This window comes from Actinomadura oligospora ATCC 43269 (assembly GCF_000518265.1).
Lineage (GTDB): Bacteria > Actinomycetota > Actinomycetes > Streptosporangiales > Streptosporangiaceae > Spirillospora > Spirillospora oligospora.
The window spans coordinates 336,658-354,241 of sequence record NZ_JADG01000009.1; the positions used below are offsets into that span (position 1 = coordinate 336,658).

General features: G+C 71.9%; 21 protein-coding genes and 1 pseudogene. 10 read left to right on the forward strand and 12 right to left on the reverse strand.

The features are described from left to right. Window positions 1-70: 70 nt before the first annotated feature. Both P696_RS0115490 and P696_RS0115495 read right to left on the reverse strand, forming a co-directional pair. Window positions 71-1,789: a GAF domain-containing sensor histidine kinase gene (locus P696_RS0115490; protein WP_026413058.1), complete on the reverse strand. Its 1,719-nt coding sequence runs from the start codon at window positions 1,787-1,789 to the stop codon at window positions 71-73. Window positions 1,790-1,901: 112 nt separating this feature from the next. Next, on the reverse strand, window positions 1,902-2,768 hold the full coding sequence (locus P696_RS0115495) for a universal stress protein (protein WP_026413059.1): 867 nt from the start codon (window positions 2,766-2,768) through the stop codon (window positions 1,902-1,904). A 125-nt stretch (window positions 2,769-2,893) separates the two neighbouring features. Between P696_RS0115495 and P696_RS59055 the strand changes: the two are divergent. Continuing rightward, window positions 2,894-3,061, forward strand: a pseudogene (locus P696_RS59055) (hypothetical protein); the annotation flags it as partial. A 64-nt stretch (window positions 3,062-3,125) separates the two neighbouring features. Here P696_RS59055 and P696_RS56935 read toward each other — a convergent pair. Both P696_RS56935 and P696_RS56940 read right to left on the reverse strand, forming a co-directional pair. Then, the gene (locus P696_RS56935) at window positions 3,126-3,587 is read right to left on the reverse strand and encodes a pyridoxamine 5'-phosphate oxidase family protein (protein WP_170026466.1); all 462 of its coding nucleotides are present in this window, start codon (window positions 3,585-3,587) and stop codon (window positions 3,126-3,128) included. A gap of 74 nt (window positions 3,588-3,661) precedes the next feature. Then, on the reverse strand, window positions 3,662-4,249 hold the full coding sequence (locus P696_RS56940; protein ID WP_026413060.1) for an Rv1733c family protein: 588 nt from the start codon (window positions 4,247-4,249) through the stop codon (window positions 3,662-3,664). A gap of 218 nt (window positions 4,250-4,467) precedes the next feature. Here P696_RS56940 and P696_RS0115510 point away from each other — a divergent pair, with 218 nt between their 5' ends. Continuing rightward, window positions 4,468-5,037: a DoxX family membrane protein gene (locus P696_RS0115510; protein ID WP_051467663.1), complete on the forward strand. Its 570-nt coding sequence runs from the start codon at window positions 4,468-4,470 to the stop codon at window positions 5,035-5,037. 91 nt (window positions 5,038-5,128) lie between these two features. Here the strand turns inward: P696_RS0115510 and P696_RS0115515 are convergent, their stop codons facing one another. Next, on the reverse strand, window positions 5,129-5,812 hold the full coding sequence (locus P696_RS0115515) for a response regulator (protein ID WP_026413062.1): 684 nt from the start codon (window positions 5,810-5,812) through the stop codon (window positions 5,129-5,131). Window positions 5,813-6,064: 252 nt separating this feature from the next. Here P696_RS0115515 and P696_RS45735 point away from each other — a divergent pair, with 252 nt between their 5' ends. From P696_RS45735 to P696_RS0115540, 5 genes are all read left to right on the forward strand, one after another. Then, window positions 6,065-6,565 (forward strand): Crp/Fnr family transcriptional regulator, encoded by a 501-nt coding sequence (locus P696_RS45735; RefSeq protein WP_064744035.1) that lies wholly within the window; start codon window positions 6,065-6,067, stop codon window positions 6,563-6,565. A gap of 116 nt (window positions 6,566-6,681) precedes the next feature. Then, window positions 6,682-7,854: a hypothetical protein gene (locus P696_RS0115525; protein WP_026413063.1), complete on the forward strand. Its 1,173-nt coding sequence runs from the start codon at window positions 6,682-6,684 to the stop codon at window positions 7,852-7,854. A 66-nt stretch (window positions 7,855-7,920) separates the two neighbouring features. After that, window positions 7,921-8,781 (forward strand): LysR family transcriptional regulator, encoded by an 861-nt coding sequence (locus tag P696_RS45740; RefSeq protein ID WP_084337564.1) that lies wholly within the window; start codon window positions 7,921-7,923, stop codon window positions 8,779-8,781. Between the two features lie 69 nt (window positions 8,782-8,850). After that, a complete protein-coding gene (locus P696_RS0115535; RefSeq protein WP_026413064.1) occupies window positions 8,851-9,129 on the forward strand; it encodes a YciI family protein in 279 nt (92 codons plus the stop codon). A 190-nt stretch (window positions 9,130-9,319) separates the two neighbouring features. Further along, window positions 9,320-9,958 (forward strand): sulfotransferase family protein, encoded by a 639-nt coding sequence (locus tag P696_RS0115540; protein WP_026413065.1) that lies wholly within the window; start codon window positions 9,320-9,322, stop codon window positions 9,956-9,958. A gap of 132 nt (window positions 9,959-10,090) precedes the next feature. On the opposite strand, the gene P696_RS0115545 is transcribed toward P696_RS0115540, so the two are convergent. The 3 genes from P696_RS0115545 to P696_RS0115555 all read right to left on the reverse strand — a co-directional run bounded on the left by P696_RS0115545 (window position 10,091) and on the right by P696_RS0115555 (window position 12,570). After that, window positions 10,091-10,618, reverse strand: a complete 528-nt coding sequence (locus tag P696_RS0115545; RefSeq protein ID WP_211245759.1) for a cupin domain-containing protein — start codon at window positions 10,616-10,618, stop codon at window positions 10,091-10,093. Continuing rightward, a complete protein-coding gene (locus P696_RS45745) occupies window positions 10,615-11,706 on the reverse strand; it encodes a type III polyketide synthase (protein ID WP_051467668.1) in 1,092 nt (363 codons plus the stop codon). The genes P696_RS0115545 and P696_RS45745 overlap by 4 nt, the downstream gene beginning before the upstream one ends. Window positions 11,707-11,850: 144 nt before the next feature. Beyond that, entirely contained in the window at window positions 11,851-12,570 is a 720-nt protein-coding gene (locus P696_RS0115555; RefSeq protein WP_157429722.1) for a flavodoxin family protein, read from the reverse strand. A gap of 315 nt (window positions 12,571-12,885) precedes the next feature. Between P696_RS0115555 and P696_RS0115560 the strand changes: the two genes are divergently transcribed. Together P696_RS0115560 and infA are read left to right on the forward strand one after the other, a co-directional pair. Next, a complete protein-coding gene (locus P696_RS0115560) occupies window positions 12,886-13,677 on the forward strand; it encodes a GNAT family N-acetyltransferase (protein WP_026413068.1) in 792 nt (263 codons plus the stop codon). Further along, window positions 13,674-13,898, forward strand: coding sequence for a translation initiation factor IF-1 (gene infA / locus P696_RS0115565; RefSeq protein ID WP_026413069.1), 225 nt, complete (start codon window positions 13,674-13,676; stop codon window positions 13,896-13,898). Before P696_RS0115560 ends, infA begins: the two co-directional genes overlap by 4 nt. 73 nt (window positions 13,899-13,971) lie before the next feature. Here infA and P696_RS0115570 read toward each other — a convergent pair whose 3' ends face one another. Next, window positions 13,972-14,352, reverse strand: a complete 381-nt coding sequence (locus P696_RS0115570; RefSeq protein ID WP_026413070.1) for a hypothetical protein — start codon at window positions 14,350-14,352, stop codon at window positions 13,972-13,974. 223 nt (window positions 14,353-14,575) lie between these two features. Then, window positions 14,576-15,424: a LysR family transcriptional regulator gene (locus P696_RS0115575; RefSeq protein WP_026413071.1), complete on the reverse strand. Its 849-nt coding sequence runs from the start codon at window positions 15,422-15,424 to the stop codon at window positions 14,576-14,578. Window positions 15,425-15,495: 71 nt separating this feature from the next. Here P696_RS0115575 and P696_RS0115580 point away from each other — a divergent pair, with 71 nt between their 5' ends. Continuing rightward, the gene (locus P696_RS0115580) at window positions 15,496-16,239 is read left to right on the forward strand and encodes an SDR family NAD(P)-dependent oxidoreductase (protein ID WP_026413072.1); all 744 of its coding nucleotides are present in this window, start codon (window positions 15,496-15,498) and stop codon (window positions 16,237-16,239) included. A gap of 24 nt (window positions 16,240-16,263) precedes the next feature. Here P696_RS0115580 and P696_RS0115585 read toward each other — a convergent pair whose 3' ends face one another. Together P696_RS0115585 and P696_RS45750 are read right to left on the reverse strand one after the other, a co-directional pair. Continuing rightward, a complete protein-coding gene (locus P696_RS0115585) occupies window positions 16,264-16,704 on the reverse strand; it encodes a YybH family protein (protein WP_026413073.1) in 441 nt (146 codons plus the stop codon). A 331-nt stretch (window positions 16,705-17,035) separates the two neighbouring features. Further along, a complete protein-coding gene (locus P696_RS45750; protein WP_051467670.1) occupies window positions 17,036-17,569 on the reverse strand; it encodes a RidA family protein in 534 nt (177 codons plus the stop codon). Window positions 17,570-17,584 lie beyond the last annotated feature (15 nt).

The following is a 17,584-nucleotide window of genomic DNA, read 5'->3' on the forward strand; positions in this document are numbered from 1 at the left end:
TCACTTCGTCAGGGGACCTTCGGCCCTTCGTGGCGGCGTCCGCACCCCGCCGCCGCGCCGCGGAGGACGTTCAGCCGCCCTTGAGCGGAACACGCCAGATCAGGGCCGTGCCGCCGTCCGGCCGCGGCCGGACGGTGAGGGAGCCGCCGCACGCCTCGGCGCGTGCGCTCATGTTGCGCAGGCCGCTGCGGCGGCCGTCCTCGGGGACGCCCACGCCGTCGTCCTCGACGCGGAGCGTCAGGTCGTCGCCGACGTCGACGGCGAGGGCCACCTCACCGGCCCGCGCGTGCCGCGCCACGTTCGACAGCGCCTCGCGCACGACCGCGAGCAGGTGGCCACCGGTCTCCTCGTCGACGGCGGTGTCGAGGGGGCCGTCGAGCCGGACCGAGGGCGAGAACCCCAGGTGCTCGACGGCGTCGTCGACGAGGGCGTGGACCCGGCCACGCAGGGAGTCCTCGCCCCCGGTCGCCTGCAGCGCGAAGATCGACGAGCGGATCTGGCGGATCGTGTCGTCCAGATCGTCCACGGCGCGCTGGACCCGCACGGCGACCTCCCGCCGCTGGGCGATCTTGATCGTGGCCATCAGCGACATCGCCGTGGCGAACAGCCGCTGGATGACGGTGTCGTGCAGGTCCCGGGCGATCCGGTCGCGGTCCTCCAGCAGGGTCAGGCGCTCGGCGTCGCGGCGGCGGTCGGCCAGCTCCAGCGCGACCGCGGCCTGCCCGGCGAACGCCTCCAGCAGCCGCCGCGTCCCGTCGGTGAAGGCCGGCTCGCCGGGCGCGTCGACGACCGTGAGGACGCCGCGCGCGTGGGAGCCGACGCCGAGCGGGACCACCAGCAGCGGGCCGACCTCCAGGTCGAGCGGCGCTCCGACCTCCCGGACCACCGCGGACCCGTCGGCCAGGCGCAACGCCGCACCCTCCTCGAACACCCTCCCGGCGACCGAGCGCCCCCGGGGGAGCCGCGCCCCGCGGACCCGGTCCGCGTCGTCGCCGTCGGCGGCCTCCACCGTGAACTCCCGGCCCGCCTCGTCGATCAGCGCCACCATCGCGAGGGAGGCGTCGGCGACCTGCCGCGCCCGTTCGGCCACCAGCGAGGTGACCTGGTGCGGATCGGTCCCGGAGAGCAGGGTCGTGGAGATCTCCGCGGACGCCTCCAGCCACCGTTCGCGCCGCCTGGTCTCCTGGTACAGGCGGGCGTTCTCGATCGCGACGCCCGCCGCCGTCGCCAGGGCGGTGAGGACGACCTCGTCCTCCTCCTCGAAGACGCCGCCGCCGACCTTCTCCGTCAGGTAAAGGTTGCCGAAAACCTCGTCCCTCACCCGGATCGGGACGCCCAGGAACGTGCGCATCGGCGGATGCCCCGCCGGGAAGCCGAACGACTCGGCGTGCTCGGTCAGATCCGCCAGCCGCAGCGGCCGGGGATCCTTGACGAGCAGTCCCAGGATGCCGTGCCCGTGCGGCCAGTGGCCGATCCGCGCGATCTCGTCCTCGGTGATGCCCACGGTGACGAACCGGACGAGCCGGTCCTCCTCGTCGCCGATCACGCCGAGCGCTCCGTAGCGGGCGTCGACGAGCGCGGCGGCGGCCTCGGTGATGCGCCTCAGCACCGTCTCCAGGTCCAGCTCGCCGCCGATCGAGACCACGGCCTCCAGCAGCGCGTGCACCCGGTCGCGGGTGGCCCGCGCCGCCTCCAGGCGCGTCTGGACCTCGGCCAGGAGATCGTCCAGCCGCAGCTGAGGAAGGATCAGCCGTGCCTTGTCCCCGCCCGGGCCGGGCTCGTCGGTCACGCTTCCAGTATCACCGACCGCGCACCGGCCCCCAGGGGCGAGCCCGCCGGATATCCGCCGGTCAGGACGTCAACGGCCGATGGGAACGGCGGCTCCGCCGCACGGACCGGGCTCAGCGGGGGGACGGCACGATCGCGACCGTGCAGGGCGCGTGCTGGAGCATCGCCGAGCTCGTCGCCCCCAGGAGCAGGGGGTCCAGGCCCCCGTTGCCCCGGTCTCCGACCACCAGCAGATCGGCGTCGCCCGAGGCCTCCAGCAGGGCCTCGCGGGGCCGGTCCGGAACCGCCGAGAGCCGCACGTCCACCTGCGGGTAGCGCTCACGCCACGGAGCCACGGCCCGTTCCAGCATCACCATGCGGACGTGGACGAGACGGTCCTTGTCGCCGAACAGCGGCAGCTCGGCCTCGTCGACCGCGCCCGGTTCCCAGACGCCGTACACGACCCGCAGGCTCCACCCGCGCAGCACCGCCTCCTCCACCGCGAAGCCCAGCGCCGCGTCGCCGCCCTCGGACCCGTCCACCCCGGCGACCACCAGGCCGTGGCGAGGGCCGTCCCCGCGGACGGCGACCACGGGACGGCGCGCCCGGGCGGGCAACTGCACGGCGGTGGACCCGACCGGCAGGTGATGCCGCTCGTGCGAGCCGATCACGACCAGTTCCGCCTCGTCGGACTCCACCACCAGCGCGTCCGCCACGGGTTCGGCCCTCAACAGTTGGAGGACGGTCCCCGACGCCCCCAGCCGCCGCGCCTGCTCCGCGCCGTGGTCCAGGAGCATCTCGCCCGCGTGCCTGATGATCGTCTCGACGCCGCCGTCCACGTATCCGGCGGGGTAGGGCCAGTGCCAGCAGTGGCAGAGGACCAGTTCCAGCCCGCGCAGGCGGGCCTCCTCGATCGCCCACCGCAGGGCGGGCTCGTTGTCCTCCGAGGCGTCGTAGCCGAGCAGCACGCGCGACCGCTGAGCCCTGTCCAGTCCACCCATCCCCGGCCCCCTCCCCCGAGACTGCACCCCCTAGATACCCAGCGCCGAAGGGGAATCCTCGAAGAGGCGGCGACGAACGACCAGGTGGGACGACCAGGCGAGGAAAACCCATGAACCAAGGGATCTTGGACGTCGGCGTGCCCGCCCGCGGCCTGCACGGGGAGGCCTACCGAGGCCACGTCTTCTGGGACGAGCGGTTCGTCCTGCCCTTCCTCGACCTGCGGTTCCCCGAGATCGCGAAGGCGCTGCTGATGTACCGGTACAGGCGCCTGCCCGCCGCCTCCGGCGTGGCAGGGCGATCCCGAAGGACGGATGAACGCGGCCCCCGCGCGAGGGTCCGGCTCCGGCCTCGTGCGATCAGGCGTCCGGCGAGCTCCAGGGCCCCTGGTGGACGACGGAGGCCTCGCCGAGGTGGAGGGGAAGGCGGCGGCCGGTGATCTCGCGCGGGACGATCCGGACGAAGGACGCGCCCGGGAGGTCGAACCACGCGGTGGGGCACCGCCGTGCCAGCCGGTCGGCTTCGGCGGGGTCGTCGACGACCTGGGCGGGCCCGTGGACCAGGACGCTCCAGCCCGTCCGCAGCGCGGGTTCGGCGTCGTCGGCCTCGAAGGCGAGTTCGCGGCCCGCTCTCGCCGCCTCCAGCTTGTCGCCGGGGGACGAGCGGAACACGACGGTGTCGCCGTCCAGGACGAAGTTCACCGGCAGCACGACGGTGCGTCCGCCGTCGCCGGCCCAGGCGACGCGTCCGACCGCGACGGTCTCCAGCAGCCGCAGGCAGGCGGTTCGGTCGAGGACGTCGGGAGAGTCCGGTCCGGTCATCAGAAGGTCCTGTCTCATGAGGGGGAAAGGGGAATCGGAACGCCGTCGCATCGAACGCGCCGCTCCGGCGGGTTTCAGCGGGTGGGGTGGCGGTCGAGCCCGGTCCAGGCGGCGTCCCAGAGACGGAAGCGCACGCGATCGCAGCGGCGGCGCACCAGGAAATAGACCAGGACCAGGGGCGCGGCCACGGCGACGGGGGCGGTGCCCACGGCGACGACGGTGTCGCTCACCGTCCTGGCGTGGCGGCGTGGTGGGACGTCGGTGAGCCGGGACGGGGTCGCCCAGAGCTTCACCCGGTCGCCGACGGCGGTGGCGCGGGCCGTCGTGTAGGAGCCGGTGACCTGGTGTCCGCCGGGGCCGGTGCCCGTGACGTCCACGCGGAAGCCGCGCTTGTGTTCGGTCACGCCCGTCACGACCCCCGACACCGGACGCCGTGTCGCCGCCTCGGCGTGCTCGGTCCGCACGCCTCTGTCGTAGGACGCCGCGCCGACGCGAAGGGCGCCGACCGGCGCGATGAGGAGGAAGAGGACCACGAGGGCGAACCCGGTGCGCCATTGGCGGCGGTCCACGTCGCGACGCAGCGGGTTGGCGTCGAAACCCCACCGGCGGCGGAGGCCGTCGAGTCGCGACGGCGCCCCGGGGTGGTGCGAACGGTTCATCATCGGCTCCTCGGTCGTCCTGCACCCACGCTAGGCAGCGGGCAAGGGACCGGCCCAGGGCCGAAGGGCCCCTCGGCGCACGGACCTTAGGCACGTCCGGGCGGCACGGATCAGGGGCCGAACGTCCCCCGGATCAGGGACCGAAAGCGCCTTCTGCGCGAACGGCTCCCGGGAGTGAATAAGGGCGACGGACAACGACGGCACGAGGAAGCGAGAGCGCGATGACGGTCTCCGAACAGCGCCACACCCCCACCACCCCCCACCGCGTCCACATGCCCGACCTGGCCCTCCGGCCGGTGGTCGAGTCGAGCGCCGCCCGGTACGTGTGGGCGCTCGCCCGGCTCTCGCTGGGCTGGGTGTTCGTCTGGGCGTTCCTGGACAAGACGTTCGGCCTCGGCCACGACACCAAGAACGCGCAGGCCTGGATCCACGGCGGAAGCCCGACCAAGGGGTTCCTGGCGTTCGGCGCCAAGGGCCCGTTCGCGGGCTTCTACCACGACATCGCCGGCGCGGCCTGGGCCGACTGGCTGTTCATGCTCGGGCTCGCCGGGATCGGGACCGCGCTGATGCTGGGCGTCTGCATGCGGCTCGCGGCGGCCGCCGGAACCCTGCTGCTGGTCATGATGTGGTCGGTGACCCTGCCGCCCGCCAACAACGTGTTCATGGACGACCACCTGATCTACGCGCTCGTCCTGATCGGGCTGGCCCTCGTGGCGGCGGGCGACGCGGTCGGCCTCGGCCGCTGGTGGGGCAACACGGCCCTCGTCCGGAAGCTGCCCGTGCTCAAGTGACCCACCACGAACGACGAGATCAGCCTCACGGCGGGACGTTCCAGACGGAACGTCCCGCCGTTCTGGCCATCGGCCACTGGCCTCGGGAGCGTCAGAGATCGTCGCGGGGGTCGGTGTCGGACGCCTTGAGGCGGGCGGAGTAGGCGGCGGCCTGGGTGCGCCTGCTCATGCCGAGCTTGCCGAACAGGTTCGAGACGTAGTTCTTGACGGTCTTCTCCGCCAGGTGCATCCGCTCGCCGATCTCCCGGTTGGTCAGGCCCTCGCCGATCAGGTCGAGGATCTGCCGCTCCTGCGCGGTGAGGCCCTCCAGGGGGTCGCGGCGCTCCTGGCGGTCGCGGATGCGGGCGAGCATGCGCGCGGTGCTCTGCGGGTCGAGCAGCGACTGCCCGGCGGCGACCGTGCGCACGGCGCCGACCAGGTCCGAGCCGTGGATCTGCTTGAGCACGTATCCGGCGGCCCCGGCCATCACCGCGTCCATGAGCGCCTGATCGTCGTTGAAGGAGGTCAGCATCAGGCAGGCCAGCTCGGGCAGCCGGGAACGGACCTCGCGGCAGACCGTGACGCCGTCGCCGTCCGGCAGCCTCATGTCCAGGACGGCCACGTCCGGCCGGACGGCCGGGATGCGGGCGATGGCACTGGCGGCGGTACCGGCCTCGCCGACGATCTCCAGGTCGGGCTCGGCCGACAGCAGCGCTGCCACTCCCCTGCGGACCACCTCGTGATCGTCCACGAGGAAGACCCGGATCGTGCGCGGGTCCTGTTCCCCACCGCCCATAGACGCTCCTCGGGATCGACCAGGTCGACATGAACCACGTTAGCCGCAGCCCCCCGCGAGGAGGAGCGCGCGGGCCCGATCACCAGCACGCCGCCCCTGCCTCAGCCCAACCTGGCGCGTCGCGCTTGCGCCGTGTTCGGGCCGAAGGTCCCATCGGTCGCCGACTCTCGGCCCTGCCGGAGCCGCCGCGCCCCGGCGGAGACTCGGTGTATGGCGAATGGTTCTAAGGACACTGATCGAGGAGTGGGCTATATGACCTCCGTCCTGGCGTCCTCGCTGGCACGCCATTCCTTCCTGCGGGATCTGCGGACACCGCATCTCCAGCGGCTGTCGACGGCGGCCAAGGAGGTGGAGTTGCCCGAACGGCACCGCTTCTTCGACGAGGGCGGGCACGCCGACCGGTTCTGGCTGATCGAGACCGGCCGGGTCGGGCTGGACGTGCACATCCCGGGTCGCGGACTGGTCGTCATCGAGACGTTCGGGCGCGACACGGTGCTGGGCTGGTCCTGGCTGTTCCCGCCCTTCCAGTGGCGGTTCGGAGCCCGCGCCCTCGAGCCGGTGCGCGCGGTGGAGTTCGACGGCAGGCTCGTCCGGACGCTGTGCGCGGCCGATCCCGAACTGGGACACGAGCTGACCCGCCGGTTCGCCGAGGTGATGCTCGACCGGCTCCAGGCCACCCGGCTGCGGCTCCTGGACGTGTACACCCACCCGGGGCAGGTCCGTCCCGGCGAGACCCTGTGGCCGGACGTCTGACCCGCGACGCGGCCGAACCTGCGACCCAAGATCACTGATCCTCGCGAGTTCTGGACGTCCGGCGCCCCGGCGGTCGAGACTTGCCCGGACGGTCCGTCCGGTGAGCGAGGAGAAGCATGGAGCAGAGTCCGGTGCCCAGGCCGGGTCCCCCTCCGGCCGAGGAGGCTCCGCCCGCCGGGCCGCCGGTCGGGGAGCTGCTGGCCGCCGTCCCGCCCGCCGGACGCGCCGTGGCGCTGGTCGAGTACCTGAAGCCGCGGACGTCCGGCGACTCGCTCTCCTGGATCGCCGATCTCGCGCGGATCGCCGAGGACGAGGGCTTCGACCTGCCGCAGATCCGGCGGGCGTCCACCGACCTGGCCTGGCTCGCCCGGCTCGCCGAGCAGCGCTACCCGGACGACCGCGAGTGGAGCATCGCCCGCGGCCTCGCCGGGACGCGGACGCGGAGGCTCGTCCTGGCCTACGTCCACGGGCAGCGGCTGCGCTTCGACTACCGCTTCGGGGAACTGCGGACGCGCTGCGACCAGTGGCTCGGCGAGTTCCACGACGACGCCCTCGTCCTCGGCCTCGCCGCCTTCGCCGGGCTCGGCTCCCGGGCGCCGAACGGGCTCGACCTCTACCGGCGGGCCGTCGAGGCGCCGGACGCCGACGACAAGAGCCGCAACCTCGCCCTGACGGCCATCTGGTTCGCCGACCATCTCGACGGCTCCGCCGAGATGCTGCTCGGCCTCTCGGAGACGATGATGGCGCGCGGGGAGGGCAACCCGAACGTGCACTACCGGCGGGCGTCCGCCCTGCGGCGGCTCGGACGCTTCGACGAGGCGCTCGTCGAGATCGACCTCGCGATCGACCTGTTCGGCGTCGGCAACATGCTGGTGCACGAGCAGTACGCGCAGGAACGCCGCGCGATCGTGGACGCGCGCGACATGCGCCGCCAGGCCGAGGGCGTCCGGGACGTCCTGAGCACGGAGCTGGCCGCGCGCGTCGACGAGCGGATCGGGGAGGCGACCTCGGCCATGGAGGAGCGCGTCGAGGACGCCTCCCGGCAGCTCGCGCAGCGGGTCGCGGTCGCCCAGGAGCTGGTCTCCGAGGGCCTGCTGAAGATGGTCGAGGTCCTCGGCCTGTTCGTCACCCTGCTCGGTTTCCTCATCGGCTCCGGCACAGTGATCATCAAGGCCAGGACGTTCCAGGAGCGCTCGATCACGATGGGCATCGTCGTCCTCGGCGCGATCGTCTTCTTCGCCCTGCTCCGCCAGATCGTCGGCACCCGCCGCAACCGCCACCGCCCCTGACCCGGACCAACCCGCGACCACGACCAAGACGGCCCGACGGACGGCGGGCCTTCCTATCCTGTCCGTGTGGAGTTTCGGCAGCTCAGGTATTTCTGTGCGGTGGCGGAGGAGGGCAACCTCACGCACGCCGCCGAGGCGCTGGGCCTGCGGTCCCCGTCGTTGAGCCAGCAGATCCGGGCGCTGGAGGAGGACCTGGGGACGCGGCTGTTCGAGCGATCGGCGACCGGCATGACGTTGACCGCGTCCGGGGAGGCGCTGCTGCCCGAGGCCCGGGCGGCGTTGGCGGACGTGGAACGCGCCCGGCGCGCGGTGGAGCGGGCGGACTCGGCCGTGCGGGTCCACACCGTCGGGCTCCCGGCCGGAGTTCCCGCCTCGCTGCCCGTCCGGGTGAGGGCGGCGGCCCGCGCGCTGGGCGCCGAGGTGGCCTTCGAGGATGTGGCCACGGACCGGCAACTGCCGCGCCTGCGACACGGGGATCTGGACCTCGGCGTGCTGACGATGCCCGTCGAGCAGATCACCGGGCTGGAGACGCGGATCGTCCACCGCGAACCGCTCGGCATGCTGATGGCCGAGGGCCACGGGCTGGCCGCGAACGACCGGATCGACTGGGAGGAGTTGCACGACCAGCAACTGCTGTGGTTTCCCCGGGAACGCGCGCCCGGATATCACGACGCTCTGCTGGCGGCCTGCCACGCCGCCGGATGGCGTCCCCGCCTGCGGATCTCCACCGCACGACGCGCGATCACCCATGCGGAGCTCACTACCGGCGAGCCGGTGGTGGCGCTGCGCCCGGCGTACGCGGCCGAGCCCGGCCTGGTCTGGCGACCGCTTCGCGCCGAGGCTCCGACGATGGAGTTCGCGGTGGCCTGGATGCGTGACACGCCTCACCCGCTGCTGCCGCTACTCGCCCGCGACCTGGGACGTTAGGCACCGCCTACCCCGCCTCAGGCACCGCCTCGTGGACCCCGTCGACCACCTGGCCGTTCACTGTCGGACATGTTCATTCTGCTGCTGCACTACGAGCCCGGCGCGTTGGAGAAGATCGACACGATGCTGGACGAGCACTACGCCTACGTCGACCGGCACATGGCCGACGGCACCTTCGTGCTCACCGGACGACGCGTCCCGCGGACCGGTGGCGCGATCCTGGCCACCGGCACCGACCGGGCCCGGATCGAGCGGATCGTCGCCGAGGACCCGTTCCAGAAGTCCGGCGCCGCCCGTTACGAGATCATCCAGGTCGACCCCACCCGCTCGGTCCTGCCCGCCTTCTGACCCGCCCGTCCCCTCGAAGTGCGCGACCGGTGGGAACCGGGAACCTTCTCGATCCTCACCGGCCGAGCGCACGGCGCGCTGACACCCGCGGCGTCGGGCGGTGACAGTCCGGTTTTCCCCGACCCGGTCGCCGCGACCGCGCGGATACTGTGAGCAACAATTCATCATCCGTCTGTGATTGGTGGTCTCCATGCAGGTCATCGGGGCGGGATTCGGGCGCACCGGCACCGCATCCCTCACGGTCGCGCTGGAGGAGCTGGGCTTCGATCCCTGCTTTCACATGCGCAAGGTGTTCGGCGATCCGGCCCAGGCCGACGCGTGGCAGCGGGCGAGCCGGGGCGAGGCGGTCGACCTTCCGGCGTTGCTCGAGGGCTACCGGGCGAGCGTGGGATGGCCGGGAAGCCACTTCTGGCGCCAGCTCGTCGACCACTTCCCGCAGGCCAAGGTCGTGCTGACGATGCGCGATCCCCAGAGCTGGTACGAGAGCGCGCGGCACACCATCTTCGACAGCGAGATGGGGCCCACGTCCGGCGCGGACGATCCGCGTCTGGCGGCCATGCTGCGCCTGGCGCAGGAGCTGGTCATCGACGGGGTGTTCGGCGGGCGGATGGACGATCCCGCGCATGCCATCGAGGTCTTCGAACGGCATTACGCCGACGTGCGCGCCCACGTTCCGGCCGACCGGCTGCTGGAGTTCGACGTCGCCCAGGGGTGGGAACCGCTGTGCGCCTTCCTGGACGTTCCCGTCCCCCAGGCCCCCTTCCCCCACCGCAACGATCGCCGGCAGTTCGAGGCGTTCATGCGGGCCGGACGCTCGAAGCGGCGCTGAGGCAGGCGGCGCCGCGGCGAGCGGCGTTCACAAACGACGCCCCGCGTCCGATGCCGCACGTCCGATGCCGCACCGCCCTCCGCTCGCCGCGCCGTGGGGCCCGCCTGATCCGCTTCCCGGGCGGGAACCCGTTCAGCCCGGAACGGGCATGATCCTGAGGGGGGTGAGCTGCTGGGTGTCGTAGGCCTCGCGCAGTCTCGTGATGGCCTGCTCGGGCGCGTCAGGATTGGCGGCGAGGATCTCCGCCACGGCTTTGAGGTACTGCTCATGGGACGGCGGCGGGCTGGCGGTCTGCAGAACGCGCGTGGGGGCGCCGGTGGGGTTGCGGAAGGCGTGGGGGCAGCCGGGTGGGATGAACATGAAACTTCCGGCGCCGGCCCTGACCGGGCGCTGTCCGTCGGCCGACTCCCACCGGGTCCAGTCCAGGCCGGCGCGCTCGGTGGGCTCGAAGGCGAAGACGTCCAGTTCGCCGTCCAGGATGTAGAAGCACTCCTCGAGTTCCTGGTGGGTGTGGGCGCCGACGTCGAAGCCCGGCGCCACCACGGTCTCGAACACCGAGGTATGCCGGGAACGGGCGCCGGTGACCTTGAAGGTCACCTGAAGGGCGGGGGCACTGGCGGTCTCGCCCCCACCGGGCGGAACGATCAAACCGGTGATCACAGTGGCTCCTCGAGTCGTGGCCGCCCGGCGGGCCGGGTCCGGTCGGTCCAGGTGCCCATCGCCATCTCGGCGGTGATGCCGGGGCCGAAGCCCGCGATCATGCCGCTTCCCCCGTCGGGGACGCCGCCCGCGTCGAACAGGCGGCGCAGTGCGTCCAGGACCACCGCGCTGGCGATGTTGCCGTGTTCGGTGAGCGTGGCGCGGCTGTGCCGGAACGCCTGGGCGGGGACGCCCAGGAACCGGCTGAGGTCGTCCAGGATCCGGGGACCGCCCGCGTGGATGATGTAGAAGTCCAGCCCGGAGGGATCCTGGTGATGGTCCTTGGCGAGCTCCTGCAGGACGGGCGCCAGGGGCTCCATCGTGCGCGGGACGCGCCTGTCCAGCTGGAAGTGGAAGCCGGTGGAGCGGACCGCGTAGGAGATCCAGTCCTCGGTGTCCGGGATCAGGTAGGAGGCTCCGCCGTCCAGCCGGATCCCCGTCGCCTGGTCGTCGCCGCGCACCACGACCGCGGCCACGGCGTCCCCGAACAGCCCGTTGGACAGGAGCTGCCCGACGCCGAGGTCGGTGGGCTGGTAGCACAGGGAGCAGAACTCGCACGCGAGCACCAGCGCGTTGGCCCCCTGGTGGGCGGTGCAGAAGTCGTGGGCGCGGTTGATGGCCGCGCCCCCGCCGGCGCAGCCGAGCTGCGCGATGGGCAGCTGACGGGTCTGGGGACGGAACCCCAGCGTGTTGATCATCCACGCGGTCAGCGAGGGCATGCCGAACCCGGTGCAGGACACGAAGACGATCAGGTCGATGTCCTCGGCCTCGAGCCCGGCGTGGACCAGCGCGGACGCCACGACCGCGGGGATCCGGCGCTTGGCCTCGGCGGTGAACACCCGGTTGCGCGCCTCGAAGCCGGGATGGCGGAGCGTCCGCCCGATCGGCTGGACCAGGTGCCGGGTCCGCACCCCGGTGCTGGTGATCAGCCGCAGCACCAGCCCCAGGTCGGGGTGGCCGGCATGGAGGCGGCGGGCGATCGCCAGAGTGTCGTCCAGGGTGATGACGTGTTCGGGAACGTGGACGGTCGGCTTGCAGAGCAGTGCCATCTCACCAGCCGTTCTCCGGACCCCGACGTAACACACCGTTACTCCATGATGAATTTAGAAGCGGACGGTGACCGAACGCCACAGGTTGGACCGGCTCTGGCGAACCGGTAAGCCGGGTCTGGCTCCACCGGGGCTCGGGAGTGGTCAGCGATAGTCGGGGTTGTCGAAGTCGAAGCGGCAGCCCGCCTCCCATTCCGAGCGCTGGTTGCCGTGCGCCGGGATGCCGCCCGCGTCCTTGAGCATCCGCGCGAGGTGCAGGAGGTTCCAGGTCATGAACGTGGTGTTGCGGTTGGTGAAGTCGTTCTCCGGGCCTCCCGAGCCGGCGTCGAGGTACGAGGGGCCCGGCCCCGCCGCGCCGATCCACCCGGCGTCGGCCTGCGGCGGGATCGTGTACCCCAGGTGCTGCAGGCTGTAGAGGACGTTCATCGCGCAGTGCTTGACCCCGTCCTCGTTCCCCGTGATCAGGCAGCCGCCGACCCGGCCGTAGTAGGCGTACTGGCCCTTCTCGTTGAGGATTCCCGAGTTGCCGTACAGGCGCTCGATGACCTTCTTCATCACCGAGCTGTTGTCGCCCAGCCAGATCGGCCCGCACAGCACGAGGATGTCGGCGGCCATGACCCGGGCCTGGAGGTCCGGCCACTCGTCGACGGCCCAGCCGTGTTCGGTCATGTCGGGCCAGACACCGGTCGCGATGTCGTGGTCCACCACCCGCACCTGCTCCACGTGGACGCCCTGCTTGCGCATGATGTGGACGCTGCGGTCGATCAGCCCCTGGGTGTTGCTGGTCTCCGGCGAGCGTTTGAGCGTGCAGTTGACGAACATCGCGCGCAGGTCGTCGTGGCTCCGAAGGGCCGAGTCGGTCATGGCGAGCATCCCCCGAGTGCGTGGTCCAGTGCTGCCGGTGGTGATCGTTCCCCGTGCGACCTGCGCCGAAGCCGAGGGACTCCGGACGCGCCGACGATGCCACGCCGGGTACGGGCGAATTGATCGCGAAAAACCATTTGAGCAGAGCGGGGTCCGCTGCTACTTTCGCGGTGGATCGTGAAGTCGTCGCAAGGAGGTGAGACCCGTGAACACCTACACCCATGGGTGCTCCCTCAGCCTGTCACGGTCCCTAGGCTGACGTTCGGTGTCGCCGGGAGCGCCTGAGATCAAGGCACTCCTGGAAGGGAGACTCCGATGAACACGAAGCCTTTCAAATCCGGCCTGAGCGAGAACGCGGTGGTCATCACCCGCGTCGCGGACGGTCAGTGGCACGCGCTGGACGACGACCTGGTGGTCGGCCGCGGGTATGCGGCGCACCGCCCCGACGGGCGTTTGTTCGTCAGCGTCGACGCCTGGCACGACACCGCGTTCGGCCGGCTCGCGGAAGCGATGCTGGCGGAACTTCCCGCGCCGCTGCACACGGTCGTCGACGAGGCCGACGCCGAGTCGACGGCGCGCTGGCGACGGGCCGGTTTCACGGTCCGGCGCCGCGAGTGGGAGTACGACGTGCCGACCGACCCCCGGGTCACGGGACTCGTGGACGTCCTGCCGCCGCCGGGCGTGACGATCGTCCCCGCGGGCCAGGCCGACGAGGGCCTGCTGCGTGCGGTGGACCGCGCCATCCGTGACGAGGTCGAGGCGACCGTCGGGTGGTCGTCGATGCCCGCGGAGGTGCTCCCCCGTCCCGACGGCGACACGATCGTCGACCCGTCGAAGTACGCGGTGGCCGCGACGCCGGACCGCTACCTGGGCCTGATCCGGGTGGTCACGGTGAGACGGCCGCGCATCGGGCTGGTCGCGGTCCGGGCGGACGAGCGGCGGCGCGGCATCGGGCGGGCGCTGCTGGCCCACGCGCTGGGCACGCTGCACCGCTCCGGTTTCGCCGTGGCCTCGGCCGAGGTCCACGAGTCCAACCAAGCGGCCTCGGCGCTGGCCGAGGGCATCGGCGTCCGGCCGGTGAGCAGCAACCTGGAGCTGGTCCGTTGACGAAGAACAAGAACGGCATCGAAGTCGAGGGCAAGGTCGTCGAGTGCCTGCGGGCCGCCATGTTCACCGTGGAGCTCGACAACGGCCACCGCGTGCTCGCGCACATCAGCGGGAAGGTCCGGAAGAACTACATCAAGATCCTGCTTGAGGACCGCGTGCTGGTGGAGCTGACCCCGTACGACCTGACGCGCGGCCGGATCGTGTTCCGGTACCGCAACTAGCGGGGGCAGCACCCTCCCAGGTAACGAGCCCCGGCCACGGCGTTCCCGTGGCCGGGGCTTCGGTGACGTCTTCCTAGCCGTCCTCGATGTCGGAGATCAGTTTGGTGCCGAGGTCGCTCTGGACGGCCAGGCGGGTGTGCCCCGCGTCCGGGCCGGTGCCCCAGGTGAGGGTGACCGTGGTGAAGAGGTGACCGGCGCCCGAGTCGTGGTAGCGCACCTCCCAGTGGGTCGGGACGTCCTGGGCGCGCAGCACGCCGTCGGCGTGGTTCACCTCCTCCCAGGCGGCGAGCCTCTGCCGGAGGTCTTCGGTGAGGTAGTGGGCGCGCAACTCGCCGTCCAGATCGTCGGTGCCGTCGTCGACGGCGTCGATGTAGGCCCCGTAGAAGTCGGCGACCCGATCGACCGCCGAGTCCGGGCTGCCTTCCCGAACAGGGGAACCCTGGTCATCTGTCAACGCTTGCATCCCTTCGGTCACGGCCGGACACAGCGACCTCATCGTGTCGACGCGCACTCCGCACCCGCTATGCACCCGGGGCCACACCAGTGCCGCTCAGCAGCGAGGACATGCAAGCGCGCCATGCCAGAACCGGCACGTCTCGACCGCGTCTTCGCGGCGCATCGGCAGCCCCGCGCTCGGCAGCGGCCTGGGGACCCCGTTTCGGAGCGGGGGCCGTTGGTCAACGCGGCTGGTGGGAGGTGGTGGAGGCGGTGTGGACGAAGGTCGCGAGGGCGGCGTCTCGGTGGCCCTGCCGCCAGGCGAGGACGAGGGTGGTGGACGGGGCGTCGGTGACCGGGACGCAGGTCAGGTCGTCGCGGAGCTGGCCCCGGACGGACGCGGGGACGACGGCGACGACGCGTCCGAGCGCGACGAGTTGCATGAGCTGGCCGACGTCGCGGACGGGAAGGGTGTTCGGGGCGCCGCCGGGGCCCGGCGTCCAGTCCGGCGTCGTCTCGTCGGCCAGGTCGGCGAGTTCGACGGACGTCCGGGCGGCCAGACGGTGGCCGCGAGGCAGGACGACGACCTGGTCCTCGGTCCGGAGGTCCTCGGTGTCGAGGCCCGACACGTCGTTGTTCGGGCGGTGCAGCAGGCCGACGTCGGCGCGACCGTCGCGGATCATGTCGGCGCGTTCGTCGGCCGGGCACAGGACGATGTCGACGGGGACCGCGTCCGGGGTGGCCGCGTAGGCGGCGAGGATGTCCGGCAGCAGGCCGCAGTCACCGCCGGGCTTCATGGTCAGGACGAGCCGCGGTCCGGACCGTCCCACGCGCCGGGCACGACGGACGGCGGCGTCGACCGCCTCCAGGGCCCGGCGGCTTTCGGCGAGGAAGACCTCTCCGGCGGCGGTGAGCGCGACCCGTCGGCTGTGGCGTTCCAGCAACGACACGCCCATCCTGCGTTCGAGCCCGCTGATGGCTCGGGACAGCGGAGGCTGCGCGATGCCGAGGCGTCCGGCTGCGCGTCCGAAGTGCAGTTCTTCGGCGACGGCCACGAAGTACGCCAGTTCCCGGGTCTGGACTCGGTCCATACCGTGACGGTATCGGTCGAGACCCTGCTGGGCATTGTTCCGCCGAGCCGGCCGGTGGTGGGGTTCGTCCCATGGTTGAGGAGACGATCGCCCTGATCACGGGCGCGAACAAGGGGGTCGGGCGCGCCGCCGCCCGGCGGCTCGCGGAGCGCGGCATGACGGTCCTGCTCGGTTCCAGGCACCTCGGTCGCGGGGAGGAGGCCGCCGAGGCGCTCACGGCCGGTGGCGGTGACGTGCGCGCTCTCAGGATCGACGTCACCGACGCGGCGGCGGTCGAGGCCGCCGCCGCGTGGATCGGCGAACGCTTCGGCCGGCTGGACGTCCTGGTCAACAACGCCGGGATCTCCGGGAGCCCGGGGGCGACGGCACCGGCGACGGCCGATCTGGACCTGGTCCGCACGGTCTTCGAGACGAACGTGTTCGGTGTGATCGCCGTGACGAACGCGATGCTGCCGCTGCTGTCGCGTTCGGCGGCGGCCCGGATCGTCAACGTGTCCAGCGGCGTCGGGTCGCTGGCGTACATGACCGACCCGGACCACTACATGTCCCGGCTGCCCGGGCACGCGGCCTACCCGCCTTCGAAGGCGGCGCTCAACGCCCTGACCGTCCAGTACGCGCGGGACCTGCGAGAGCGGGGCGTCCTCGTCAACGCCTGCACGCCGGGTCCCTGCGCCACGGACCTCACCCGGCACCTGGGCCTCCCCCTCACCCGCACCGCCGACGACGGCGCCGCGGTCGTGGTGCGGCTGGCCACCCTGGGAGCGGACGGCCCGTCCGGAGGGTTCTTCGACGAGGACGGCGTGGTGCCCTGGTGAACGTCCGGGCGCGACCTCGGGCCGTCAGGGCTCGAGGTCGGTCACGCCCCTGCCGGTCGTGATGTCGAACGGAACGGACGCCTGGTCGTGCACGATCAGCCAGGTCCCGTCGACCTTCTGGAAGCAGAACGTGCCGCGGACCCACATGCCCTTGATCGCCGTCCCGTCCGGGAGGATGCCGCTGAGCCGGCCGAACAGACGCCCGAACGCGAGGTCGTCGCCCACGGTGAGGTTCAGGTCGCGGACCTCGTAGGACACCTCCTCGAAGATCGTGAACACTTTCGCCCAGTTCTTCATCTTGGCGGCCACCCCGACGTGCTGCAGCGGCGGCTCGACGTCGAAGGAGACGACGTCCCGCGCGTAGAGCCCGCTCAGCCCCTCGATGTCCTTGGCGTGGATCCCCGTGACCAGCATGTCGATCCGCTGCCTGAGCTCGGCCTCGGCCGCCGTGCGCTGCGTTGTCATCGCTACCCCGTCCACTCGGTGTGAGTCTGTTGCCTTCATGGAGACGACGCGACAGCCCCCCGGAATGTGAGGCCGCGGACGGCGCGGGGCTGTTCTCCTTGAGCCAGTCGGCGGTGGACGGCCCTTCGAGACGGTCGTCAGTTGCCGAAGGCGGCGGCATGGTCGGCGCCCTATTCGGCGTACGTGCGTGCCGGGACGGCCGAGGAACCGCTCCACCACGTCCGTCACGACCTCGGCCGGGCCGGTGGCGAGCAGCGCGCGGGTGCAGGAACAGCGAGGTTAGGAACTCAAAGTACTTGGCGGTCCGCACCCGGTCGCGCGGCGGGTCGGCTCAGCGCTGGAGATGCAGCGTCAGTTCACAGGCCACGGGCGCTTCGCGCGGCAGGTCGCTTTGGTAGAGCGCGATCCTGGCGTGGCCGCCCCGGTCCTCCCCGAACACCTCGACCAGCAGATCGGACGCTCCATCGAGCACGGCGGGCGCTTCGGCGAAGCCGGGAACGCAGTTGACGTAGCCCGCCAGCCGGACGACCTGGCCGATGCGGTCCAGGCTGCCCAACTCGGCGCGCGCCATCGCGAGCAGGTTCACCGCGACGAGCCGGGCGGAACGGTATCCGTCGGCGACGCTCAGCTCGCGGCCGAGCTTGCCCGCGATCGGGAGGACGTCGTCGCCACTTTCGTTCTTGACCGTTCCGTAGGTCCCGGAGACGAAGAACAGGTCGCCCGCCCGAACCCCACGGCGGAAGCGCCCGATGGGAGTCGGCGGCCGAACCTCGGCCAGGCCGAGGCGCCGGTAGGTCTCTTCGGGATCGGCGTGACCGTTCTCCTCTTGCGGGCGGACAGTGTTCTCGGGGCGGTCTTCGTTCATCTGGTCCGTCCTGAC